Source organism: Polaromonas sp. (assembly GCF_035638815.1).
GTDB lineage: Bacteria > Pseudomonadota > Gammaproteobacteria > Burkholderiales > Burkholderiaceae_C > Polaromonas.
This window is the reverse complement of sequence record NZ_DASQZG010000018.1, coordinates 19847-41847: the sequence shown is the minus strand read 5'-3', so window position 1 is coordinate 41847 and position 22001 is coordinate 19847. Positions and strand designations below refer to the sequence as shown.

Below are 22001 nucleotides of genomic sequence, written 5' to 3'. Positions count from 1 at the left end.
GGCCTAGCCACCGATGTAGCTCATCTCGACGCGCCGCGCGCCATCGCTGCCGGGAACCGAGGCGTCTGGTGGCAAGGCCGCGCGCAGTTCTGAATAACGGTCGCTGCGGCCCTGCCAGATGTGGGCCACTGCGCCTGAAATTTGTTCATCCGAACAGGTGGCGTCGCGCAGCAGTGCGCGCAGGTCATGCCCCTGATTAGCGAACAGGCAAAGAAAAAGTTTGCCCTCTGTGGACAGGCGTGCCCGGTTGCAGTCGCCACAAAAGGCGTTGGTGACGCTGCTGATCACGCCGATCTCGCCCGCACCATCGGTATAGCGCCAGCGCTCCGCGGTTTCGCCAAGGTAGTTGGGATCAATAGCCTGCATTGGAAATTCGGACTGCAGGCGGTCAATCACTTGCGCAGACGGCAGCACTTCATCCATGCGCCAGCCGTTGGTGGCGCCCACGTCCATGTATTCGATAAACCGCAGCACCACACCCGAGTTGCGAAAGTGCCGTGCCATCGGCAGAATTTCCGCGTCGTTGGTGCCGCGCTTGACCACCATGTTGACCTTGATGGGTGCCAGTCCCACCTTGTGCGCCACCTCAATGCCCTTGAGTACTTCGGCAACCGGAAAATCGACGTCGTTCATGCGCCGGAAGACGGCGTCATCGAGTCCATCCAGGCTGACGGTAACGCGTTGCAGCCCGGCATCCTTCAATGCCTGGGCCTTTTTTGCAAGTAGCGAGGCATTGGTCGTCAGCGTGATGTCCAGCGGCTTGCCGTGCGGCGTCTGGAGCTTGGCCAGCATTCCGATCAGCACTTCCAGGTGTTTACGCAACAAGGGTTCGCCCCCGGTGAGGCGGATTTTCTCCACGCCGTGCGCAACAAAAATTTTTGTCAGCCGCGTAATCTCTTCAAAACTCAAGAGCGAGGTCTGAGGCAGAAACGCATAGTCCTTGTTGAACACTTCGCTGGGCATGCAGTAGCTGCAGCGAAAATTGCAGCGGTCCGTCACGCTGATCCGCAGGTCGTGCAGGGGCCGGGCGAGGGTGTCGGCCAGCAGGCCGGTCGGCTCTTGCAGCTGAGCAGGAATATGCGGCACGCGCGCTGCATAGCGGATGTCTGCAATGGGGATTATTTTTTCAGTCATGTCCAAAGGCTCAAGGGGAGACTTTACGCCATTGGTGGTGCCTGCCGGTTATTCCTTCAGCCTGATAGCGGCAAGCCCGCTGCGGACCGGGTTTGGCAACTCAGCCCAGCCAGCGTACGTTGTCCACAATCTCGCCGAAAAAGCCGCGCAGCGATGCAATGCTCATGCCGTAGGGATCAAAATCACGCGAGCCTGAATACTTCTGGAACACTTGGCGGTTTTCCTCCAGAGACGACAGCAGACCCATGGACCAGCTGCCAAAGCGGCGCTGGGTGATCTCGGAGAAATCAAGAATGGCTGGATCGCGGTGCCGTTCGTCCCGCAGGATGCGGTGATACAGCGCGTTGACTTCGGTTTTGTCGCCTTCCAGCTGTTGAAGAAAAATGCCGTTGTTCAGGCACAGCGCCCCGGTCACCCCATTCAGCACATTGTTTCGCTTGGACGCGGCAAGAATGTCTTTCACATCATTTGCGCCAAGAATGCCTGCTGTTCGGCTGGCATAGGTGAGTTGCACGAGCATCGGGTTCTCCAAATCGATACAGTTTGTCACAACTCGATCCCCCACACGGCGCCGCGGGTATATGCCCGCGAGGACTTAAACGCAGCGGGCTCCGTCCACCTCGATACAGACACCGCTGATGAAGGCCGCCTCGTCGCTGGCCAGATATAGCGCGGCGTTGGCCACATCCAGTGCTGTTGAAAAACGGCCCAGTGGAATACTGGCGAGGAATTTGGCGCGGCGGATTTCTCCTTCGGGGCCGGTAACACTGCCTCCCGCAAACTGGGCCGACAAGGCCGTGTCGGGGTTGAAGACAGGGTTGATGCAGTTCACCCGGATATTGTCCGGCCCCAGTTCAGCTGCCAGGGACCTGGAGGTGGTGATAACTGCGCCCTTGGATCCGTTGTACCAGGACAGGCCCGGCCGTGGCCGCACCCCGGCGGTGGATGCGATGTTGATGAAGCTGCCGCCCCCCTGGGCGCGGAAAACCGGCGTGGCGTGGATGGTGGACAGGTAAATGCTTTTGACGTTGACGGCGTAGCAGCGGTCGAAGGCTTCCTCGCTGGTTTCAAGAGCGGGCTGGTTCAGGTGTGTCCATCCGGCGTTGTTAACCATCACGTCAAGCCTGCCATGGCGCTGCACCGCAGCGGCGACCAGCGCTTTGACTTCGGCGGTTTTGGTCACGTCCGCTGCGAAGAATGAAGCGGTGCCACCGGCCTGAACAATATCCGCCGCAACCTTTTCGCCAAGCGCGGCGTTGATGTCATTCACGATTACCCGGGCACCCTCAGCAGCCAGGCGTTTGGCAATGCCTTCACCGATGCCGCCGCCCGAGCCGGTGACGATGATGGATTTGTCTTTGAGTCGCATTTGTCGGTTCTTTCTAAACGCTATAAAAACAGTAGCAATTGTCGCCCGTGTTCAAAGGGCTGGAGCCGGTTTTTGCTTGAATATGTCAGTGTCGGAGCTTCCGCGCGCCATATAGCGGCTCCCCGTGTCTATTGACATGCTGTGCGCAGCGCGTGCAGATCAACAATTTCCACTTCACCCCTGTGCACCCTGAGCATCTGCCGTTCCTGCAGGTCCTTGAGGATTTGATTGGTGGTCTGGCGGGAGATGCCCAGCATCATGGACAACTGCTCTTGCGACACGTCAATCACGCGGCGCGATTGTTGGCTTTCGCGCCACTGGCCGTAACCCTCGGCCATCTTCACCAGGCGGCGCGCCAGCCGCTGTGGCGCCGGCAGCAGGGCCAGTTCTTCCATCGCGACGAAGGCGATGCGTAATTTGTCGCTCATGAGCAGGCCCAACTCACGCCAATGCTCCGGGTGTTGCGCAAGCCAGGCGGTCAGGCTGGGCTGAGGCAATTGCAGCAGCGTGCTGGGCTCGGCGGCGTGCGCGTCGTGGGTACGCGGCGAACCGTCAAAAACCGAGATTTCTCCAAACCAGTTGGGCGGCTCCAGCAGAGTCAAGACGGCCTCGCGTGCCTCGCCCTGTCTGCCGCCCAGCCCCGAAATCCGAACGGATCCCTTGACCAGTGCATACAGGCCGCAAGGTGGATTACCGCGGAGAAAGAGCGCCTCGCCGGTTGCCAGATGCCGCACGGTAGCCATGGCGAGCAAGCCGTCTGAAAGCGCCAGCGGCAGCTGCGAAAACCACCGGCCAGTGTGCAGGACGGGCAGCCAGGAGGAGAGGTCAGGCATGGGGAAAGTGCTGGTTATGTCGGCTTGCCGACAGACGATGCGCAGGGTACGCTGTCATCATTATTGCCACCCGTTTTGAAGGAAAGCCGCATGAAAACCCTGATCGACCATCTGGCGCAATACGGCGCTTACCATCGCGATCCCCGCAACATTGCCACGCATTTTTTTGGCGTGCCCATGATTGTTCTGGGCGTGACGACCTTGCTCTCGTTGCCCAGTCTTCAGGTTGGCCCCATGCCGGTGACGCTGGCCTTGCTGGTTGCACTTGCGAGCAGCATTTTCTATTTCAAGCTCGATATGCGCTTTGGCCTGGTGATGTCCATCATCCTTGGAGCCAGTCTTGCAGTGGGGCAATGGATTGCCACGCAGAGTCTGGACGTCTGGCTGGGCAGCGGGTTTGGTTTGTTTATCGTCGGCTGGGCAATCCAGTTCCTGGGTCATTACTATGAGGGCAAAAAACCCGCCTTTGTGGATGATCTGGTCGGCCTGTTGATCGGTCCGCTGTTTCTGGTGGCCGAGGCAGCCTTTGCTTTCAGGATGCGTCAGGACGTGCAGGCAGCGATTGAGGCCCGGGTAGGGCCCGTGCGGCTGCGCGGGACGCTGGCCACCTGAATCACCGGCGCCCAATAACAACAAAGCGGAAAAATTCCGCGTGGAGACACCATGAGTTTTATTGCGATTTTGCCCACGCTGCTGCTGGTGGCGCTTGCCCTTGTCATGTTTGGTCTTGGCTTGTCGCTGTCGCTCGCAGACTTCCGGCGGCTCCTCAACCATCCCCGTGCAGTGTTACTGGCGCTGGTCCTGCAGGTGCTGGTATTGCCTGCGGTGTGTTACGGACTGATTGTGCTGTTGAAGGTGCCGCCGGTGTTTGCCGTCGGTTTGATGCTGCTGGCCGCGTCTCCGGGCGGTGTCTCGGCCAATCTGTTCAGCCATCTGTTTGGCGGCAATGTCGCGATGAACATCTCTCTGACGGCGATCAACACCTTGTTGTCCATCATCAGCCTGCCACTGATTGCCAACTGGGCCATCAACACCTTTGCCAATACCGGCCAGGTGGTGCCTTTGCAGTTTGGCAAGGTTATGGAGGTGATCGCCGTGGTGCTGATTCCGGTGGTGATTGGCATGGTGGTTAACAGCCGCTCGCCGGGCTTTAGCCAGCGCATGGAGCGCCCAATGAAGATCTTCAGCGCGCTTGTGCTGGCAAGCTTCGCGCTGATCGCCATCGCCAAGGAGTGGAGTGCACTGGTCACCTCGTTTGCGAGCATCGGACCCGCCGTCGTTGCCTTCAACGTTGTGAGCCTGCTCGCCGGCTATTACCTGTCGCTGTGGGCAGGGCTCGAAAAATCGCTGGCTACCGCGATCAGTTTCGAGATCGGCATCCACAACTCGACACTGGCCATCTTTGTTGCCTTGTCGGTGCTCAACAATTTCCAGTTGGCGCTGCCTGCTGCGATTTATTCAGTCAGCATGTACATCACTGCAACGCTGTTTGGGATGCTGGTACTTAGGCGGCAGTCAGCTACCTGCGAGTGAAAACTGGTCGCGGTTGTCCGCCAGCCAGCGCTCTGACAAGTCGGTGGCCTGCTGGTTCGGGTGAAAGTCCTTGCGGAAGTATTCGCGCCAGGCGCCAAAGGTCTGGCGCACCAGGCCGCGTTTGCCGAACAAAAACTCCGAGGCACCTTTCCAGGTGCTCCATTTCCATAAAGTTCCGTCCCGCCTGAGGTTGTTCACCGTCTGACGCAAGGTGTCAGTCAGGAAAACGACCGTGATGCGCCGGAACCATTTGATGCGCCATTCATGGTTGCCGCCCAGGGCGGTGTAGACATCAAACGCGGTGTTTTTGTGCTCTGATTCTTCGGCGCTGTGCCACAACCACATGGTTTTCAGGCGGGGTTGGCAGGGGTCCAAGATATCGTGATTGCGCAGCATCCACTCGGCAAAAATCGCGGTGAAGTGTTCGTTGGCGGCGGTGATGGCAAGGGCGTGAAGCGGGTTGGTGCCCGCCAGCATCTTCATGTTGATCTCTGCGCGCGGCCCCCAGTCGTTGACAAGACCTTGCTTTTCCAGATGCCCGTTAAAGAGACTGTGGATACGGCGGTGGGTCGCTTCCTGGCCTACAAAACCCTGTACCTCTTGCTTGTAGGTTTCCTGTTGTGCGGGGGGCAGCGCTTTAAACCCGTTGCGTACCGCGTCAATAAAAAACTGTTCCCCGATGGGAAAACTCATGGAAAGCGCGTTGAAAAAAGCGGTTTGAAACGCATCGCCCCCGCACCAGTGGCGCGGTAAAGGTGGCTGCAGGTCAATCAGCAGGCGGCGTACAACGAGCGTAGTCATGAGATCTCCAGGAAGGGCTGGTACCCAGTGGTACCAGTTCGGGTGACTATAGGTTCGGCTTGTGGTACTGTCAAGTACCAAGCCTCAAAAGCAGAACTACAAGATGACCCCAGAAGCGGTACCGCCCGCCGTCGAAGCGCCGGCTAATGCCAATCGCTCCCGCCTGCTTGAAGGCATGGCGCTTTGTGCAGCGTCAAGGGGATATGCCGACACCACGGTGGCCGACATCGTCCGGGAAGCCGGCGTCTCCAAACGCACGTTTTACGAATGTTTTGCGACCAAGGCCGAGTGTCTGATTGCCCTGTACGAAGCGGCCAGCCACAACGCGCTAAAGATGCTCGGGCAGGCCATCGACCCCGCGCACAAGTGGCAAACACAGGTCGAGCGGGCCCTGAGCGCCTACCTTGCCTGCATGGCCGACAACCCGGTGTTGATGCGAACCCTGTTCATTGAAATTCTCGGTTTGGGGGCGGAAGGCCTGGCCGCGCGCCGCCGCGTCAATCAGGAAATTGCAGGTTTTATGCTGACCGTTATCAACGCGGGGCGAGACGGCTGCCAGCGGGACCAGCCCCTGCCTGCAGAGATGGCCATGGCGATTGTGGGCGGGATCAATGAGTTGATCCTGGAGTACATCGAGCAAGAGCGCGTTACCGCGCTTGGTGAGCTGGTAGAGCCCGCCGCCCGACTGGTGCGGGCGGTGACCCTTGCCGGGGTCGCGCCACCTTCGGCCAGCGCGTAAAACAGGATTGACGGGCTGGCGGAATTCCGGGCTAATGTCCGTCAGGATATCTACCCCTCCCATCTACAGACCGGAGACAGCACGTGATTAGACGCAAACTGATAGGCCTATCGGCACTGGCAACCATGACCGCACTGGCGGCGGCGCTTCCCATGCTGGCGCAGGCCCAGTCTGACTATCCCAACAAGCCGGTCAAGATCATCGTGCCGTTTCCCCCTGGCGGTACCAGCGATGTGATGGGCCGCATGCTGGCTGATGAGCTGACCAAAATTCTCAAGCAGCCTTTCGTCGTCGAGAACATAGGCGGCGCAGGTGGCGTCATCGGCACCGATCGCGCAGTCAAGCTGCCTGCCGACGGCTACACCTTGATCCAGACCGGTGTTGGCCAAAATGCGGTGGCCCATGGTCTGGAACCCGGCATCAAGTACAACTCGCTGACTGACTTTGTGCATATCTCGCAGGTTCACTCCGGACCCAATGTGCTGGTGGTGCATCCGTCAACACCTTACAAGAGCGTCAAGGACGTGGTGGCATATGCCAAAGCCAACCCCGGCAAGCTGGACTATGGCTATACCCATGCGGCCTCCGGGCATATGGCGATGGAGCTGTTCAAACAGACCACCGGCATTTTCATGACTGGCATTCCCTACCGCGGAGGCGGCCCGATGATGACCGACGTCCTGGGCGGAACCATCCCCATGATGTTCATCAATCAGGACGTGGCTTTGCCCCACGTGAAAGCAGGCAAGTTGCGCGCGCTTGCCGTCACCAGCACGCAGCGCAACCCGCTGTATCCCGATGTACCAACCATCGCCGAGTCTGGCTACAAGGGCTTCGAGGCGCTGTCCTGGTCCGGCATGTCCGTCGCCAAGGGCACGCCACAGCCAATTGTGGACAAACTCGAAGCGGCCATCTCACAAGCGATGCAGTCCGACGCGATCAAGCAGCGCATGGGATCGACTGGTTTCGTGATTCCGCAGCAGGGCGTCAAGCCCTACACGGCCTTTGTGAAGTCAGAGCTGGATACCTGGACCCGGGTTATCAAGACCGCAGGTATCAAGCCGCAGTAGGGCCCGCCCCGGTAGCAGCCAAAAAAAAGCCCGGTGAACCGGGCTTTTTGCTTGGAGCGTCAAGCCTTATTTGGCCGCAGATGCCCCCGCGACCGGCGTTGGCGTCGCCGCTGCGCCCGGTGCCTGAGTCGGTGCCGGAGCTGGCATGGCTGGGGCAACAGGTGTGGCCACCGTTGCTGCAGGCGCACTCATGGCTGCAGGTGCTGCCATGGGCGTGGCTGGCGCGGCGTTGGCTGTGCCACCGTGAAATTTCATCATCAAAGGAACGATCAGCAGCGCGACGATGTTGATGATCTTGATCAGCGGGTTGATGGCGGGGCCGGCTGTGTCCTTATAAGGGTCACCAACGGTGTCTCCTGTGACAGCTGCCTTGTGTGTCTCGGAGCCCTTGCCGCCGTGGTGGCCGTCTTCGATGTATTTCTTGGCGTTGTCCCACGCGCCGCCGCCAGTGCACATGGAGATAGCCACAAACAGGCCGGTCACGATGGTGCCCATCAACAGGCCACCCAGGGCAGCAGGGCCAAGCAGCAAGCCCACCAGAATCGGCACGACTACCGGCAGCAGCGACGGAATCATCATTTCCTTGATCGCGGCGGTGGTCAGCATGTCAACAGCAGTGTCGTACTCGGGTTTACCGGTGCCGTCCATGATGCCCGGAATGTCGCGGAACTGGCGGCGCACTTCAACCACCACGGCGCCTGCAGCGCGGCCCACAGCTTCCATGGCCATGGCACCAAACAGGTAGGGAATCAGGCCTCCGATGAAGAGACCAATGATGACCATCGGGTCGCTCAAATCAAAGCTGATCGCCTTGCCATTGGCTTCAAGTTTGTGTGTGTAATCGGCAAACAGAACCAGCGCAGCCAGACCGGCAGAACCGATGGCATAACCCTTGGTCACTGCCTTGGTGGTATTGCCCACTGCGTCCAGGGGGTCGGTGATGGCGCGCACGCTCTCGGGCATGTCGGCCATTTCCGCAATGCCGCCGGCGTTGTCGGTGATGGGGCCGTAGGCGTCCAATGCGACCACGATACCGGCCATGCTCAGCATGGAAGTTGCGGCAATCGCAATGCCATACAAGCCAGCGAGCTGGAACGACACCCAGATCGCGATACAGACAAAAATCACGGGCCAGGCGGTAGAGCGCATGGACACGCCCAAACCGGCAATGATGTTGGTACCGTGGCCGGTGGTAGAAGCTTGCGCAATGTGCTGCACAGGCTTGTATTGCGTGCCGGTGTAGTACTCGGTCACCCAGACCAATGCGCCGGTTAACACCAGGCCCACAGCACAGGCACCAAACAAAGCCATCTGGCTGCCGGCGGCCTTGATGGAGTTGTCAGGCATCAGCCATGCGGTCACAAAGTAAAAGGCGATGAGTGACAGGACGCCGGCGACGGCCAGGCCTTTGTACAGGGCTGGCATCACATTGGTCATGCCCGGTGAGGCCTTCACAAAGAAGCAGCCAATGATGGAGGCGATGATGGACACCGCGCCCAGTGCCAGCGGGTACACCACGGCGCTGGTGCCAGCGTTGGTCACAAGCAGGGCGCCCAGCACCATGGTGGCAATCAGCGTCACGGCGTAGGTTTCAAACAGGTCGGCGGCCATACCGGCGCAGTCGCCCACGTTGTCACCCACGTTGTCCGCAATCACGGCCGGGTTGCGCGGGTCATCTTCCGGAATGCCGGCCTCAACCTTGCCCACCAGATCAGCGCCGACGTCTGCGCCCTTGGTAAAAATGCCGCCGCCCAGGCGGGCGAAGATGGAGATCAGCGAGGAGCCAAAAGCAAAGCCAATCAGCGGGTTTAGCAGCGCTGCCAGATTGCTGTCGGGCTTGTAGTTGCCGTTGCCGACCAGAAACCAGTAGAAGGCCGTGACGCCCAGCAGGCCCAGGCCCACCACCAGCATGCCAGTGATGGCGCCGCCGCGGAAGGCAACGTCCAGTGCGGGGCCGATGCCTTTGGTGGCAGCCTGCGCCGTGCGCACGTTGGCGCGCACCGAGACATTCATGCCGATAAATCCGCAGGCGCCTGACAGCACTGCACCGACAACAAAGCCGATGGCGCTGGGGACGTCCAGGAAGACGGCGATCAGAATGGCCAGAACCACGCCCACGATGGCGATGGTTTTGTATTGGCGGGCCAGGTAAGCGGCGGCCCCGGTTTGAATGGCGGCTGCAATTTCCTGCATGCGCGCATTGCCGGCGTCCTGGGAAAGAATCCAGCTGCGTGCCCAGAAGCCGTAACCTACGGCAATAAACCCGCAGACGAGCGCAAGAATAAGCGCTGAGTTGCCTGTCATAGAGAAATCTCCTACGTTGTTTTTCGCTTGGAGGGGGCGCCACGCTAGCGGAGCCCCCGCTGCGTTGCTTCCTCGTTGCTCTCAACATGCGTGGAGACGATTGGCCAACCTTTGAAATTTAACGCCAAAACGTGACAAGTTCGCGAAGCGTCAGGCCCGAACCCCTAAAATGAGGGTAAATACCGACTGCTGTTTCATCTCATTTCATTTTCATAACTTCAACCATAAGCGACCATGTCCCTCGATAACGTTACCCCCGGCAAAGACGCTCCGCACGCATTCAACGTGATCATCGAAATCCCGATGAACGCAGACCCTGTGAAATATGAGGTGGACAAAGAGTCCGGCGCGATTTTTGTGGATCGCTTCATGAGCACCTCCATGCACTATCCGACCAATTACGGATATGTTCCGAAGACGCTGAGCGGCGACGGCGACCCGGTGGACGTGCTGGTGATCACGCCGGTGCCCTTGATTCCCGGTGTTGTGGTCACCTGCCGCGTCATCGGCATCCTGAAGATGACCGACGAAGCCGGCGAAGACGGCAAAGTTCTGGCGGTGCCGGTCGACAAAAAATGTTCGCTCTACACACACTGGCAAAAGCCGGAAGACATGAACCCGCTGCGCCTGAAAACCATCGCTCATTTCTTTGAGCACTACAAAGACCTGGAAGAGGGTAAGTGGGTAAAGATTGAGGGTTGGGAAGGCCCCGATGCGGCGCGTAAGGAAATCACGGACGGTATTGCCAACTACAAAAAAGAGCACCCGGAAGCGGCGTGAGTTTGAGGTGTTTTAGCCCTCCAGCCCATATCTGACGGGCGCGAGCTGCTATAAAAAAAAGAGCGCCTGCGGCACAAGCCGCAGGCGCTCTTTTTGATTGGCACCGTTGATGTCAGGCGGGCCGGACGGGGTCGGGAAAAATCAGCCCGTGCAAAAACGTGCCCTTGCGCTGGAAGGGTTGCCACTGACCTTCCGCTTGAGCCAATCGGTCAGCAACAGCCCACCAGGCGCTTGGGTTCAAGCCCAGGCCGATATGGCTGGCGACCACCTCGATATTTTCCGTGTTGCGGTTATGCGGGGCAGATTTCTGGATGCTGCCTTGCCACGCCACGATACCGTCGCTGCGGGAAAAGATGCTGGTGGTGGGCACGGGCGGTGCGGCTGGCAGGTCGTAATTTTCAGTTTCACGCTCGACCTTGCGACCGCTGGTCAGTTCGTAAATGCGCCAGGCATTGGTAGAACGGTGCGACCCGGCAAAGGGTGTGCCCAGCGTGATGACGCCACGCACCATATGGGGCATCTCCTTGGCCAACTCGCGGGCGTACACGCCGCCCAGGCTCCAGCCAATCAATGTGACTTTTCGTCCGCTTGTTTCAAAAGCGCGCGTTACCTGCGCGCGTGCTTCGTTCAGAACGCCGACGCGCGGCCCAAAGTTAAAACCCTGTTCCCAGCCGGAGGTCTGGTAACCCAGCGAGTCAAGGTAGCGGCGCAGCGGGATGGTAGAGCCGTCGCTGGCTGACAGGCCGGGAAACACGACCACGCTGTGCCCGTCCCCTTTGGATGCCCGGGCCAATACCGGCCAGGCCGGGAGCAGGGCGCCAAACTCCCAGAAGGCGCGAAACTCAAGCGCCAGCAGCCACGCGCTGGGCGGCGGGCCGTCGTGCCTGTCTTGCGCTTGGTTTTTTGGCTGTTTCGTTTTTGACTGCTTTTGCGCGGGTTGTGCCATGGTTGGAAACATTGCTCTTTTTGGTGTTGTTTGCGACAGCACCAGTATTGGGGCGCGTGACCTTCTTTTTAGAGAGGGACTTCTCTAGAGGCGTCTCTTTAGCGACAGCAGCCTTGCGGGTTTTTACCGACGCTGTGGGTTTGCGAAGCGACGCGGCGTCAACGGTTGAGTCGCCTAGCAGTGCTTGCGCTTCTTTAAACGCTGCTTCAATCGCGCGCGCAAGGTCCTGCGCGTGGGGCAGTGCTTTCTTGCCGGCAACAATGCCAAAGTCGACATGACCTGCATAGGTCTGGATCGTGATGTTGAGTGCCAGGCCGTGCAGCACGATGGACAGCGGGTGAAAGCTGACGATCTTCGCGCCCGCCAGATACAAGGCCACGGGCGGTCCCGGTACGTTGGAAATAGCCAGGTTGGCGACCATGGGCAGGCGGCTGGCCAGGCCCGTCTTGCCATACGCGTTAAGGGCAGCCTTGGCAGCACCACCCACCAGCCACGGTGCCAGCAGGGAAGGGTAATCCGTGGGCAGCAGGCCCTTCAGGCTCTGCATCGATGTCTTGACCTTGGCAGTTGAAGCCATGATGGCGTTCATGCGCTTGAGGGGGTGGGCCAGATGGGTGCCCAGCTCTACCAGCGTCATGCTGACCTGGTTGCCCAGGTTGGCCGCGTCACTGGCGCCTGCCTCGCGCAGCGAAACCGGCATCGCCGCCACCATCGATTTGGTCGGCACGCCGCCGTGGTTGGCAAGATAGCTGCGCAGTGCGGTGGAGCAGATCCAGAGCGCCACATCGTTGAAGCTGCCTCCCACAGCCTTGCCCATGGCTTTGCATTCAGCCAGCGGAATAGTCGCCGCAACGAAAACCCGGCTTTGCGCTATGGACGTGTTGAACGGGGTTTTTGGCGCCAGCTTCATCGGCATTTTGGGCCGTCCGCCAGCGCCCTGCAACGACTGTTTGGCCAGCGTGCTGCCCAAAGTGCCAGCTGCTGCAGGCAGCGACTTGGCCAGCTTGGCCACCTGCGCCATTGAGTTGGAAAACACCGATCCAATCATTTTTCCGACCTTCAGGTCCGCCGCTGTTTTGCCGCGACGCGCAGGATCAGGCGGCGGTACTTCACGCGGTACCGGGCCAACATCAAGCATCGCATTGGCCAGCATCACGCCGCCTTTGCCGTCCAGCGCGGCGTGGTGAATCTTGGAAAAGAAGCCGCCGACTACTTGACCCGACGGCAGCTTGATTGCATCAAACACATAAAACTCCCACAGGGGGTGGGCACGGTCAATCAACTCACTGTGCAGTTGCGCCACCGTGGTGTGCGCCTGCGCCAGGGTCATGGGCTTTTTTGCAGAGCAGGGCACGCGCCGGATGTGGAATTCAATGTCAACCGATTCAGCCTCCACCCAGAGCGGGTGTCCCAGATCAAAGGGCATAAAAACCAGCTTGCGGCTGAACACGGGCGCCAGATGCATGCGGCTTGCAATATGGTGCTGGACGGCTTTGTGAAAACTCCCCTTGAATCCCGCGGGTAACTCACACAGATTGAGGGAGCCCACGTGCATGGGCATTTCCGGGGTTTCGAGGTAGAGAAAGGTGGCGTCAAGGCCGGTAAGCGATTTCATTGTTGTGTATGTCTCCTGAAGGCAGACCTTAACCGAGCCGCAGTACCGGTGGCATTGGGGGTTTGCCGTAGCTTCGGTGCACAGGTGACCCGGTGGTGACAGCGTGAGGACTATGGTCTCCTTTCAGTCAATGGCGTTGCCATAGGCCGTGAGAGCCGCCAGATTGACGATCTGGATGCTCTTGAATTCCACCCGAATATGACCGAGTTGCACCAATACCTGAAGACAGGCATTGGTTCGTTGTCTGGACAAGCCACAGATCATTGCCAGGTCATGCTGGGTGATGTCCAGCGCAATGTCTGTATCGCCCTGCATGTGACGGCACAGCGTTGCCACACAGGTTGCGACCCTTTGCTCTGGCCCGAGCAGGCGATCCGCCTCGAGGGTGGCGATGAAGGAACTCATTCTCGCGTTCATGAGATCCTGCAGGTAGTGGTTGAACGGCAGGCTGACCTTGCGTAAATGCAAAAAGGTGTCAATTGGCACCAGGGCAATACGGGAGTGGCGCAAGGCGATGGCATCGTAGCGGCGAGGCTCCCGCTTGAGCAGCGAGCCTTCTCCGCACCACTGCGTTTCTTCAACGCAGCCCAGGGTGGTCTCGCGCCCGTCGCTTCCCGACACTGACATTTGGACCAAGCCCTTGATCACGCCCATCCAGTGAATGGAAGGATCCCCGGCCCGCACAATGAAACCGCCGGCAGAAACTAGCTTCTCGGATGACGTGCGTTGCACGAGCTGTTGCTCATCGTCGTCCAGCGCCGTGTACCAGGGCGTCTGCTCCAGAACCTGACCCAAAGGCAGTTCATCGTTCATGTGGCTTGGCACCAGACAGGGAGCGTGGCGACAGCGTGGTCGGGCCTAGAGCTTCGCCCGCGCCTGCGCCAGTTTGGCTTCAAGCTCGCGCACCAGCGCGCGGGCTTCGTCACCCTCAGGGATCGGCCTGCCGCTGTCGCGCCACTCCACAGCGTTTTTGAAGCCCTCTACCTGGGCCTGACGGCGAAACCACATGCCTTCGGGGTTGTGCCGCGTGATGCCGTCAAACACGGTGGCAAACATCTGGGTTTGCTCCAGGCCCATCGACATCCACACCTGATTGACCACCAGCTTGTGCATGGCCAGGTGCGATTTGGGCACGCCGGCGATTCGGCGCGCCAATGCCTGGGTGGCGTCGTCCAGCTCGGCCGCTGGAACTGCCAGGTTGGCCAGGCCCCATTCCGCGGCCTTGGTGCCATCGATGGTGTCGCCAGTGAACATAAGCTGCTTTGCGCGGATTGCGCCTATGCGGTAGGTCCACATGGCGGTGGTGGGGCAACCCCAGACGCGGGTGGGCATGTAGCCGATGCGCGCGTCGTCCGCCATCACCAGCAGGTCGCAGCACAGCGCAATGTCGCTGCCGCCAGCTACCGCATAACCGTGGACTTTGGCAATCGTTGGTTTGGAGCAGCGCCACAGAGACATGAACTCCTCGGTGTTGCGCTTCATCAGCGCGTAATCCACCATCGGGTCCCAGGGTGTTTTTTCCTGGCGGCACGGATGGTCGCCGGAAATGTTGGTCGGGTCCAGCCCTTCAGCGTATTCATTCAGGTCATAGCCGGCGCAGAAGGCGCGGCCTTCACCTTCGACGATGATGACGTGTACCTCGTCTTCGGCCTCAGCCCACCGCACGGCCTGTTGAATATCAGACGGCATGGTGCTGCTGATGGCGTTGAGTTTGTCGGGGCGGTTCAGCCGCAGGCGGGCAATCCGGGGTTCTTTCTCGTCCTTGTAGATCGTCACACTGTCAAAAGCAGGCATGGGGTCTCCTTGGGGTGATTGGGCGTGTTTTCACTATAGTCATCCGGCGCTGCGACAGATGTCATTGCGAGGACAAGTGGTGCAGCGGGTTTTCCCCTGCCAGCCCGCGTGATGGCGCGCGACCAGCGCCAGCCGATGATGCTGCCCGATCCACAGTTGGCAGACTGTGGCTACTTCGCTGCCGGACGACAAATCAAAACACCGCCAGGACCTGCATTGACCGATGTGGTCTGTTACCGGCGCGTGGAAGCTGCCTTTGAAGCTGGCCGGAGCTCGGATAGTTTGAGCGAGCCGACCCTCACGGGCTTCTCGGGCGTTTCGAGATCGAGAAAGGTGGCATTCAGGCCGGTGAGGATTTCATCGGTGGTTATGTCTCCTTGGCGAGACATTAACCGACGCTGGAGACCTCTAGCACTAGGGTTTGCCGGGGAGAATATTTTTGACCTCGGACATCACTAGCCAGAGGTATACAGACGGCAAGTAGCGAATCATCACTGAAATCTTCATGAGTGTCGAAGGACATTGGTGCTCGACTCAAACACCAGACTGCTTGTCTAGTGAGAGCAGCGCCAATTCCTCAATGCGAATAGCCATGGTTTCTATGGACACACGGAATTGATCTGCCAATGAAGGGAACTGCATTCCGTCGTAACGTCCGGTACTAGCAAGTAACCTCGAAAGATCGCGAATTGTTTTGCACTTCTTCTTCAACTCTGAATGCGAGACCCCTGCGAGCGCAAAAGAGGTATCTTCATCTAGAAAAAATATCTCTGATCCAAAGATTCCTGCAAAGCGTGACCGGACTAGCCTGGCCGGCATGAGAAAAAAGGTCGCGAACTTATCGGCTTCGATCTCCGAGCGCTCCCGCGACAGAGTAGCTCCATTCAATGGTCTGTCACGGTGAACACCCGTAACACTCGGATGCAAAATGGCATGGCCAAGCTCATGGGCCGCGGTGAAAGCACAAACATTACTTGGAAATTGTCCCGATATCTGGACGGTTTTCGATGAATGATCGATCAAACCTGCGACTTCAAGCAGACCAGCGGCGCTTTGGTACTGGCCCAAGCCGTCAGCGAGCTGATACTCATAACCGATCAGTTTAAGTGCGACGGCTGGGTCGAGCATATCTATCGGATCTACTGGCACGGCACCAATCCAGATCGAATCCTTAGTTCTCCAGATCAGCTCGTGGATGTCTTTGACCTTCGCTTCAATTTCGGAATACGACCTCGTGACGCTGCCAGAAGAGTTTCGATTGGCGAACGCTTTTCGCGCATTACCTTCAACTAGCTTGTTGCTATTGGGCTTGGCTTGAGCACTGAAGTTGCCAGCACCGTCTAGGTAGGCATAAGGGTTCTGAAGCAATTCGCGGCTGGAGCTAATTGCAGTTGCTAACGAATGGGATTGCTTGTGATCATCCAGGTCAATCTGACGCGCCTCCAAATCCTCAATGTGTGCATAAGGGTTTTGGAGTAAGAAACGCCGCTCAGATATGGGATCCCGCACAGTCTTAAACATGTCCATCTCCTGGATGAATTTACAGCACTTCCAGTCTAGCATATTGCGCACTTTTTGACGCTATTTAACAGACGTTACATACATAACCTGTGGGAATCCGCTAATGAAACATTCTTCCGTCCAACGATGGAAGACTACATGTGCAAGGCACCGGTTTCCCTTTTTGGCGGGCGCTACTCAGAAGGTCTTACTGTGGTGTGATCCTCACCGAGCATGGCCTGCGCATCGTCGTTCAGGCCGGCCACCGGCGTTGCTTTGGCAAGCGCCATCCACACGCCCAGAGGCAAGGACTGCCGCGCACGCCGCGGCGCCGCCCTGGCAACGACAAGTCGGCCGTTCTCAATCACCATCACGCCACATTCGACCGGCACCTCGCTGGGGTCGGCGATGCACCGGCCACGCGCATCGTTGCCCAGTAAATACCAGCACTCGCCACCCAGGTCAAGGTAGGCCGCGCGTTTGTCGGGGCGGCGCAAATCGCCCAGCAGGTCGGAGCGGCGCACTTTGATCTCGTGGACGACGGGGTCGACGTATTCGGCGACGGAAGTGTTGCGGATGGAAAAAACATCGGGTCGGGCAATGCACCACCGCACCTTTCCACCTTCTTCCAGCGGCGGCAACTGGGCCCGCAGACCCAGGCCGCGCCAGGTGATCCGGCCTGCTCGCACCATCTCGCACGCTACCCGTTCGACCAGGGCCTCGTGGTCTGACAGCGCTGAGCGGTTGCGCACCAGGGTGGCAGCGAGGTAGCTCACACCTGCATCCGTTACGCGCAGGGTTTCGTGGCCCATGGGACCGGCTACGCGCTGCACCATGCCCCAGGCCAGGAGTTCAATTTCAAGCAAGTCCTGGCAGGGCCATCCTGCTGAACGGTAGATCTCGCGCAAGCGCCGCGCGTGCGGGCGCGCCAACTGCGCGAGAGGCGCCTGCAGTTTTTCGGGCGACGGTTGTACAGCAGTGTCAGGCATTTTCAAAACACATCCAAGATTTGATTTGGCCCAGGTAAAAAGACACCAAGTTGCTATCGAAAATATAGCGACCGGATCGCCAGTTTGGTCGCGGACGGAGGTTGTCCTCCATGTGACGACTTTGTCCCGGCCGTTACTACACATAACTCTAGGTCACATGTGTATCTTTCTGTCGCCCTTAGTCGGCGCGGTCCTACAAACCATGAGTTAGCCATAAAGATACTGGGTGCTCTTATCCACTTGCCGGTAAACAGTATGTCTAGCTTTTCGTGGTTGATGGCCGTCATTTTCGTCGTAGCAGGTTTTATCGCTGGCCTGCTGATTTACGACACCTGGCTGAAGTGGAAAGAGCGCGAGCGGCGCCGCCTGCCTAACCGCTGGCCACTGGGCTCCCGCGCGTTGCTGACGCCCGATGAGCGGGAAGTCTGGCGCTGGTTGATTGGCGCCTTTTACGATCACCACGTCATTATCAAGACACCCGTTGCACGCTTTACCCGGCCGCGCAACAAGGAGCAGGGCAAAAGCTGCGCCGAGCTTCTCGCTGGCGTGTATTGCTCCTTTACCGTGTGTACGTCTGACGGGACAGTGATTGGTTGTGTGGATGTTCCAGGCCAGGCGGGCTTGCTGCGCAGCCACCGCGACATGAAAGAAAGCATTCTGACGGACTGCGGCATTGCCTACTCGGTTGTGCGGGCCAACAACCTGCCGGGACTGGAGACCATGCGCGCCGCCTTCCTCGGCGAAATCAATCTTGAATTCATGGAGCCGGAAAAAGAGGTGGTCGCCCATGATGAATTCACTCAGGAGCTTGTGACTTTTTCGCGCGCAAACAGCAGGCCTGCGCCGCTTGATGATGCACGTACATCATTTCATTCGAAACTTGAATTTGCCAGAAAAGTACGTGTCTCGGGTTTCAATCCGCTCATCACCCAGACGGGCATTGTGGAAGACGGCCCCAAGGCCGGTTTCAAGTCGAAGCTCTCGTGGGAGGACTCATTCCTGTCGCCGTTGCGGACCAACATCGCACCGCTGAACTAGCCCCGGTTCTCAAGCTGGGGAGGTGCCCGGGTTGGCCTGTCTGAACGGGTTGCGTCTTTCCAGATCGTCCATGTAGTTTTCAATGCCTTCGCCTTCCCGGGCCAAAAAGCGCTCAACCGCGTCTGCAAAAGCCGGGTGTGCAAGCCAGTGGGCGCTGGTGGTTTTAATCGGAAGCAGGGCGCGTGCCATCTTGTGCTCGCCCTGCGCCCCGCCTTCAAAGCGCTGGTAGCCGTGCTCTATGCACCAGTGCAAAGGCTGGTAATAGCAGGCCTCAAAGTGCAGGCAATCAACCCGCTCCGCGGCGCCCCAGTAGCGGCCATAGGCGACTTTCGCCTTGGGTTGTGCATCAAATTGGCCTTTGCCCCTTGTCCTTCCTGCGCTGACAGCTATCAAACTGGTAGCAAGCGGGATTCCTGATCGTTCTCCCACAAACAGCAGCCAGTTCTCCGGCATGGTGTTCCGCATATGCTGGAAAAAGTCGCGGCTCAGGTAGGGGGCGTTGCCGTGTTCGTAATAGGTTCGCTCGTAGCAGCTGTAAAAGAAGTCCCAGTCCGCATCGCTGATGTCCTGACCCAGCGACCAGCGGAAACTGACGCCGGCGTCTTTGACCTTGCGCCGCTCCTGGCGGATTTTTTTGCGCTTGTCCTGGCTCAAGGACATCAGGAAATCGTCGAAGTCGCGGTAGCCGGGTGACACCTCCGTTCGGGCTGAGCCTGTCGAAGCCCCCAAGCACCCTTCGACAGGCTCAGAGGGAACGGAATCCAGCCCGGGCGCCAGGCAGCTTCGATTGGTCCAATGGAACTGCACGTTATGGCGCAGCATCAATCCTGCTTCCTCGCAGGCCGCAACATCTTCATCGGTCGCAAACAGCAAATGCAGCGATGACAAGTTTTCTTCTGCACACCAGGCCACCAACGCCTTGACCAGCAAGGTACGCGCAGCTGCGTCCCGCGCCAAAAGCCGCGGCCCAGGCACGGGCGTAAATGGCGGCGCAATCAGGGCCTTGGGGTAATAAGCCAGCCCATGCTGGTGGTAGGCATTGGCCCACGCATGGTCAAAAACGTACTCACCGTAAGAATGCTCCTTGAGATACAGCGCGCACGCGCCTATCAACTCGTCGCCATGGGCAAGGGTGATAAACCGCGCGGTCCAGCCGGTCTCCGGGGTCGCGCTGCCACTGTCCAGCATGCCGGTCAGGTACTCGTGGCGCATGAAGGGATTCGGCCCATTGGCGGGATCCTGCGCGGCGAGCAATGCGTTCCACTTTGTGGCGCTCACCTCGTGGGGCGAGTCCAGCACGCGGATGACATAATCGTTTTCAGCCACAGCACTCACGGTATTTTCTTTTCCATGACTCTCAAAATCTGCGTTGCCCAATTGAACTACTGCGTTGGCGACATGCCGGGCAACGCGCAAAAAATCATTGACGCTGCCCACACGGCCTATGCCGATGGGGTGCGCTTGCTGCTGACGCCGGAACTGGCGATTTGCGGCTATGCGGCCGAAGACCTGTTTTTACGCCCGGCCTTTGTTCAAGCCTGTGATGATGCCGTGAATCGGGTGGCCCGCGAGCTGGCCGGGTTAAAGGGAATGACAGTTGTGGTGGGCACGCCATCCATTGCCAGCTCTGGCTTGGGCGCAACGGGTGTGCGTACCAAAAGCATTGCAGTGCAGCAGTTGCACAACGCCGCAAAAGTTTTGCGCGAGGGCCGCATCACCGAGACCTACGCCAAACGTGAGCTGCCTAACTACCAGGTTTTTGACGAGCGCCGCTATTTCACGCCGGGCCGCGGAGTCTGTGTGTTTCCGGTGGGTGAGGGCGATGACGAGGTCAACGTGGGCCTGCTGATCTGCGAGGACGCCTGGTTTGACGAGCCTGCGCGCCTGGCCAAGGCGATGGGTGCCGAGCTGCTGGCCGTGATCAACGCGTCCCCGTTCCACGTCGGCAAGGGTGGCGAACGCGAGCTGATGATGCGCGAGCGGGTGCTGGCCACCGGTTTGCCCATGGTTTACGCCCATTTGGTGGGTGGGCAGGACGAGATTGTTTTTGAAGGGCACTCGTTCGCCCTGCAAGCCAGCGGCGCGCTGGCGGGACGGGCTGAGAGTTTTAAGGAAAATCTGTTCGTAGTCCAGACGGTACGGGCGGAGCCAGCTATCAAATTGGTAGCAGACGCCGTGCCAACGCGCAGCGCCGAGGCGGATTTGTGGGATGCGCTGGTGCTGGGCGTGCGCGACTATCTCGGTAAAAACGGCTTCCCGGGAGCGATTCTGGGTTTGTCTGGCGGTATTGACTCTGCCCTGGTACTGGCCATTGCCGTTGATGCACTGGGCGCTGACAAGGTGCGCACGGTGATGATGCCTTCGCCCTACACCGCTGACATTTCCTGGATAGATGCTCGTGACATGGCGGCGCGCATGAAAGTGCGCTATGACGAGATTTCCATCGTGCCCGAGTTTGAAGCCTTCAAAGCGTCCCTGAGTGGGGAGTTCAAAGGTCTGAAAGAGGACACCACCGAAGAAAACATCCAGGCGCGGATTCGCGGGGTGTTTCTGATGGCACTGTCCAACAAGTTTGGCGCGATTGTCTTGACCACTGGCAACAAGAGTGAAATGGCCACGGGTTACTGCACGCTGTACGGCGACATGGCCGGTGGTTTTGCGGTCATCAAGGACTTGCTGAAAACCACCGTTTTCAAGCTGGCGCGCTGGCGCAATGAGAACGACCCCTACGGAACTGGCTCAGCACCGATTCCAGAGCGCATCATCACGCGGCCGCCAAGTGCCGAGTTGCGCGCCGACCAGACCGACCAGGACAGCCTGCCGCCTTACGAGGTGCTGGACGCCATTCTTCAGCGTTACATGGAAAACGACGAAAGCATTGAAAGCATCATTGCGGCCGGTTTTGAGCGCGCAGTGGTTGAACGCGTGACCCGCCTGATCCAGATCAACGAGTACAAGCGCCGCCAGGCGCCCATCGGAATTCGGGTTAGCCACAGAAGTTTTGGCAAGGATTGGCGCTATCCTGTCACCAATAAATTCCGCGCCTAGGAATGTCGCCCCCACGCTTTTCACTTCGTGTAATGCGCTGCCCCCCGAGGGGGCTAATTTTTCTTGGGGCGGCCCGGCGAAAAATTGCGTGGTCCCTGTTTTCGCCGCTTATGCCTGACAATATTTGAAAAACCAACGGAGCCATCAGTGAAACAAATTACCGCCGTCCTTAAACCTTTCAAACTCGAGGAAGTCCGCGAAGCCCTGGCGGAATGCGGCGTCACCGGTTTGACCGTGACCGAGGTCAAGGGTTTTGGCCGCCAAAAGGGCCACACCGAGCTATACCGCGGCGCTGAGTACGTCGTGGACTTTCTGCCCAAAGTCAAAGTAGAAGTGGTTGTAAAGACCGAGGACGTCGATCGCTGCGTTGAAGCCATTGTTCGTGCCGCACGTACCGGCAAAATTGGCGACGGCAAGATTTTCATCACCAGTGTGGAGCGGGTGGTGCGTATTCGTACCGGGGAAGAGGACGAAGCGGCAGTCTAAAAACATGGCCTCCTCGGTCGCT

General features: G+C 58.9%; 22 protein-coding genes. 8 read left to right on the top strand and 14 right to left on the bottom strand.

Annotated features, from left to right (window positions below; all coding sequences use genetic code 11):
* Positions 1–3 precede the first annotated feature (3 nt).
* The 4 genes from moaA to VE934_RS12670 all read right to left on the bottom strand — a co-directional run bounded on the left by moaA (position 4) and on the right by VE934_RS12670 (position 3336).
* Positions 4–1134 (bottom strand): GTP 3',8-cyclase MoaA, encoded by a 1131-nt coding sequence (moaA, locus tag VE934_RS12685; RefSeq protein WP_324888016.1) that lies wholly within the window; start codon positions 1132–1134, stop codon positions 4–6.
* Positions 1135–1234: 100 nt separating this feature from the next.
* Positions 1235–1654: a BLUF domain-containing protein gene (locus VE934_RS12680; protein ID WP_324888014.1), complete on the bottom strand. Its 420-nt coding sequence runs from the start codon at positions 1652–1654 to the stop codon at positions 1235–1237.
* Between the two features lie 75 nt (positions 1655–1729).
* Positions 1730–2503 (bottom strand): SDR family oxidoreductase, encoded by a 774-nt coding sequence (locus VE934_RS12675; protein WP_324888012.1) that lies wholly within the window; start codon positions 2501–2503, stop codon positions 1730–1732.
* A gap of 128 nt (positions 2504–2631) precedes the next feature.
* Positions 2632–3336: a Crp/Fnr family transcriptional regulator gene (locus VE934_RS12670; protein ID WP_324888010.1), complete on the bottom strand. Its 705-nt coding sequence runs from the start codon at positions 3334–3336 to the stop codon at positions 2632–2634.
* A gap of 90 nt (positions 3337–3426) precedes the next feature.
* On the opposite strand from VE934_RS12670, the gene VE934_RS12665 reads away from it, so the two are divergent.
* Together VE934_RS12665 and VE934_RS12660 are read left to right on the top strand one after the other, a co-directional pair.
* Positions 3427–3948 carry a DUF962 domain-containing protein gene (locus VE934_RS12665; RefSeq protein WP_324888009.1) on the top strand — a complete coding sequence of 174 codons (522 nt, stop codon included), beginning with the start codon at positions 3427–3429 and terminating at the stop codon, positions 3946–3948.
* Positions 3949–3999: 51 nt separating this feature from the next.
* A complete protein-coding gene (locus VE934_RS12660; protein WP_324888007.1) occupies positions 4000–4869 on the top strand; it encodes a bile acid:sodium symporter family protein in 870 nt (289 codons plus the stop codon).
* On the opposite strand, the gene VE934_RS12655 is transcribed toward VE934_RS12660, so the two are convergent.
* Positions 4852–5670: a metal-dependent hydrolase gene (locus VE934_RS12655; protein WP_324888005.1), complete on the bottom strand. Its 819-nt coding sequence runs from the start codon at positions 5668–5670 to the stop codon at positions 4852–4854. The two genes, VE934_RS12660 and VE934_RS12655, sit on opposite strands and share 18 nt — an antisense overlap.
* Before the next feature lie 103 nt (positions 5671–5773).
* Between VE934_RS12655 and VE934_RS12650 the strand changes: the two genes are divergently transcribed.
* Positions 5774–6409, top strand: a complete 636-nt coding sequence (locus VE934_RS12650) for a TetR/AcrR family transcriptional regulator (protein WP_324888003.1) — start codon at positions 5774–5776, stop codon at positions 6407–6409.
* An 83-nt stretch (positions 6410–6492) separates the two neighbouring features.
* Positions 6493–7479, top strand: coding sequence for a tripartite tricarboxylate transporter substrate binding protein (locus VE934_RS12645; protein WP_324888001.1), 987 nt, complete (start codon positions 6493–6495; stop codon positions 7477–7479).
* 66 nt (positions 7480–7545) lie between these two features.
* Here VE934_RS12645 and VE934_RS12640 read toward each other — a convergent pair whose 3' ends face one another.
* Positions 7546–9783 (bottom strand): sodium-translocating pyrophosphatase, encoded by a 2238-nt coding sequence (locus VE934_RS12640; protein WP_324887999.1) that lies wholly within the window; start codon positions 9781–9783, stop codon positions 7546–7548.
* A 234-nt stretch (positions 9784–10017) separates the two neighbouring features.
* On the opposite strand from VE934_RS12640, the gene ppa reads away from it, so the two are divergent.
* On the top strand, positions 10018–10563 hold the full coding sequence (ppa, locus tag VE934_RS12635; protein WP_324887997.1) for an inorganic diphosphatase: 546 nt from the start codon (positions 10018–10020) through the stop codon (positions 10561–10563).
* Positions 10564–10675: 112 nt separating this feature from the next.
* On the opposite strand, the gene VE934_RS12630 is transcribed toward ppa, so the two are convergent.
* From VE934_RS12630 to VE934_RS12600, 7 genes are all read right to left on the bottom strand, one after another.
* Positions 10676–11509, bottom strand: coding sequence for an alpha/beta hydrolase (locus VE934_RS12630; RefSeq protein WP_324887995.1), 834 nt, complete (start codon positions 11507–11509; stop codon positions 10676–10678).
* Entirely contained in the window at positions 11406–13124 is a 1719-nt protein-coding gene (locus VE934_RS12625) for a wax ester/triacylglycerol synthase family O-acyltransferase (protein ID WP_324887994.1), read from the bottom strand. The genes VE934_RS12630 and VE934_RS12625 overlap by 104 nt, the downstream gene beginning before the upstream one ends.
* A gap of 123 nt (positions 13125–13247) precedes the next feature.
* Positions 13248–13937, bottom strand: a complete 690-nt coding sequence (locus VE934_RS12620) for a Crp/Fnr family transcriptional regulator (RefSeq protein WP_324887992.1) — start codon at positions 13935–13937, stop codon at positions 13248–13250.
* 45 nt (positions 13938–13982) lie between these two features.
* The gene (locus tag VE934_RS12615) at positions 13983–14918 is read right to left on the bottom strand and encodes a crotonase/enoyl-CoA hydratase family protein (RefSeq protein ID WP_324887990.1); all 936 of its coding nucleotides are present in this window, start codon (positions 14916–14918) and stop codon (positions 13983–13985) included.
* Between the two features lie 233 nt (positions 14919–15151).
* Complete coding sequence (locus VE934_RS12610) at positions 15152–15307, bottom strand: hypothetical protein (RefSeq protein ID WP_324887988.1); 156 nt, start codon at positions 15305–15307, stop codon at positions 15152–15154.
* 145 nt (positions 15308–15452) lie between these two features.
* Positions 15453–16439, bottom strand: coding sequence for an ImmA/IrrE family metallo-endopeptidase (locus VE934_RS12605; RefSeq protein WP_324887986.1), 987 nt, complete (start codon positions 16437–16439; stop codon positions 15453–15455).
* A 173-nt stretch (positions 16440–16612) separates the two neighbouring features.
* On the bottom strand, positions 16613–17407 hold the full coding sequence (locus VE934_RS12600) for a hypothetical protein (RefSeq protein ID WP_324887984.1): 795 nt from the start codon (positions 17405–17407) through the stop codon (positions 16613–16615).
* A gap of 255 nt (positions 17408–17662) precedes the next feature.
* On the opposite strand from VE934_RS12600, the gene VE934_RS12595 reads away from it, so the two are divergent.
* A complete protein-coding gene (locus tag VE934_RS12595) occupies positions 17663–18445 on the top strand; it encodes a DUF2726 domain-containing protein (protein ID WP_324887982.1) in 783 nt (260 codons plus the stop codon).
* Positions 18446–18454: 9 nt separating this feature from the next.
* Here VE934_RS12595 and VE934_RS12590 read toward each other — a convergent pair whose 3' ends face one another.
* The gene (locus tag VE934_RS12590; protein ID WP_324887980.1) at positions 18455–19771 is read right to left on the bottom strand and encodes a GNAT family N-acetyltransferase; all 1317 of its coding nucleotides are present in this window, start codon (positions 19769–19771) and stop codon (positions 18455–18457) included.
* Between the two features lie 24 nt (positions 19772–19795).
* On the opposite strand from VE934_RS12590, the gene VE934_RS12585 reads away from it, so the two are divergent.
* Together VE934_RS12585 and VE934_RS12580 are read left to right on the top strand one after the other, a co-directional pair.
* Positions 19796–21493, top strand: a complete 1698-nt coding sequence (locus VE934_RS12585; RefSeq protein WP_324887978.1) for an NAD+ synthase — start codon at positions 19796–19798, stop codon at positions 21491–21493.
* A gap of 147 nt (positions 21494–21640) precedes the next feature.
* Positions 21641–21979, top strand: coding sequence for a P-II family nitrogen regulator (locus VE934_RS12580; protein ID WP_324494630.1), 339 nt, complete (start codon positions 21641–21643; stop codon positions 21977–21979).
* Positions 21980–22001: the final 22 nt, after the last annotated feature.

What these genes read in the sequence shown, in the direction of transcription:
- moaA (WP_324888016.1), bottom strand. Translation starts at nt 1,134, where the DNA reads ATGACTGAAAAAATAATCCCCATTGCAGACATCCGCTATGCAGCGCGC.
- VE934_RS12680 (WP_324888014.1), bottom strand. Translation starts at nt 1,654, where the DNA reads ATGCTCGTGCAACTCACCTATGCCAGCCGAACAGCAGGCATTCTTGGC.
- VE934_RS12675 (WP_324888012.1), bottom strand. Translation starts at nt 2,503, where the DNA reads ATGCGACTCAAAGACAAATCCATCATCGTCACCGGCTCGGGCGGCGGC.
- VE934_RS12670 (WP_324888010.1), bottom strand. Translation starts at nt 3,336, where the DNA reads ATGCCTGACCTCTCCTCCTGGCTGCCCGTCCTGCACACTGGCCGGTGG.
- VE934_RS12665 (WP_324888009.1), top strand. Translation starts at nt 3,427, where the DNA reads ATGAAAACCCTGATCGACCATCTGGCGCAATACGGCGCTTACCATCGC.
- VE934_RS12660 (WP_324888007.1), top strand. Translation starts at nt 4,000, where the DNA reads ATGAGTTTTATTGCGATTTTGCCCACGCTGCTGCTGGTGGCGCTTGCC.
- VE934_RS12655 (WP_324888005.1), bottom strand. Translation starts at nt 5,670, where the DNA reads ATGACTACGCTCGTTGTACGCCGCCTGCTGATTGACCTGCAGCCACCT.
- VE934_RS12650 (WP_324888003.1), top strand. Translation starts at nt 5,774, where the DNA reads ATGACCCCAGAAGCGGTACCGCCCGCCGTCGAAGCGCCGGCTAATGCC.
- VE934_RS12640 (WP_324887999.1), bottom strand. Translation starts at nt 9,783, where the DNA reads ATGACAGGCAACTCAGCGCTTATTCTTGCGCTCGTCTGCGGGTTTATT.
- ppa (WP_324887997.1), top strand. Translation starts at nt 10,018, where the DNA reads ATGTCCCTCGATAACGTTACCCCCGGCAAAGACGCTCCGCACGCATTC.
- VE934_RS12630 (WP_324887995.1), bottom strand. Translation starts at nt 11,509, where the DNA reads ATGGCACAACCCGCGCAAAAGCAGTCAAAAACGAAACAGCCAAAAAAC.
- VE934_RS12625 (WP_324887994.1), bottom strand. Translation starts at nt 13,124, where the DNA reads ATGAAATCGCTTACCGGCCTTGACGCCACCTTTCTCTACCTCGAAACC.
- VE934_RS12620 (WP_324887992.1), bottom strand. Translation starts at nt 13,937, where the DNA reads ATGAACGATGAACTGCCTTTGGGTCAGGTTCTGGAGCAGACGCCCTGG.
- VE934_RS12615 (WP_324887990.1), bottom strand. Translation starts at nt 14,918, where the DNA reads ATGCCTGCTTTTGACAGTGTGACGATCTACAAGGACGAGAAAGAACCC.
- VE934_RS12610 (WP_324887988.1), bottom strand. Translation starts at nt 15,307, where the DNA reads ATGTCTCGCCAAGGAGACATAACCACCGATGAAATCCTCACCGGCCTG.
- VE934_RS12605 (WP_324887986.1), bottom strand. Translation starts at nt 16,439, where the DNA reads ATGTTTAAGACTGTGCGGGATCCCATATCTGAGCGGCGTTTCTTACTC.
- VE934_RS12600 (WP_324887984.1), bottom strand. Translation starts at nt 17,407, where the DNA reads ATGCCTGACACTGCTGTACAACCGTCGCCCGAAAAACTGCAGGCGCCT.
- VE934_RS12595 (WP_324887982.1), top strand. Translation starts at nt 17,663, where the DNA reads ATGTCTAGCTTTTCGTGGTTGATGGCCGTCATTTTCGTCGTAGCAGGT.
- VE934_RS12585 (WP_324887978.1), top strand. Translation starts at nt 19,796, where the DNA reads ATGACTCTCAAAATCTGCGTTGCCCAATTGAACTACTGCGTTGGCGAC.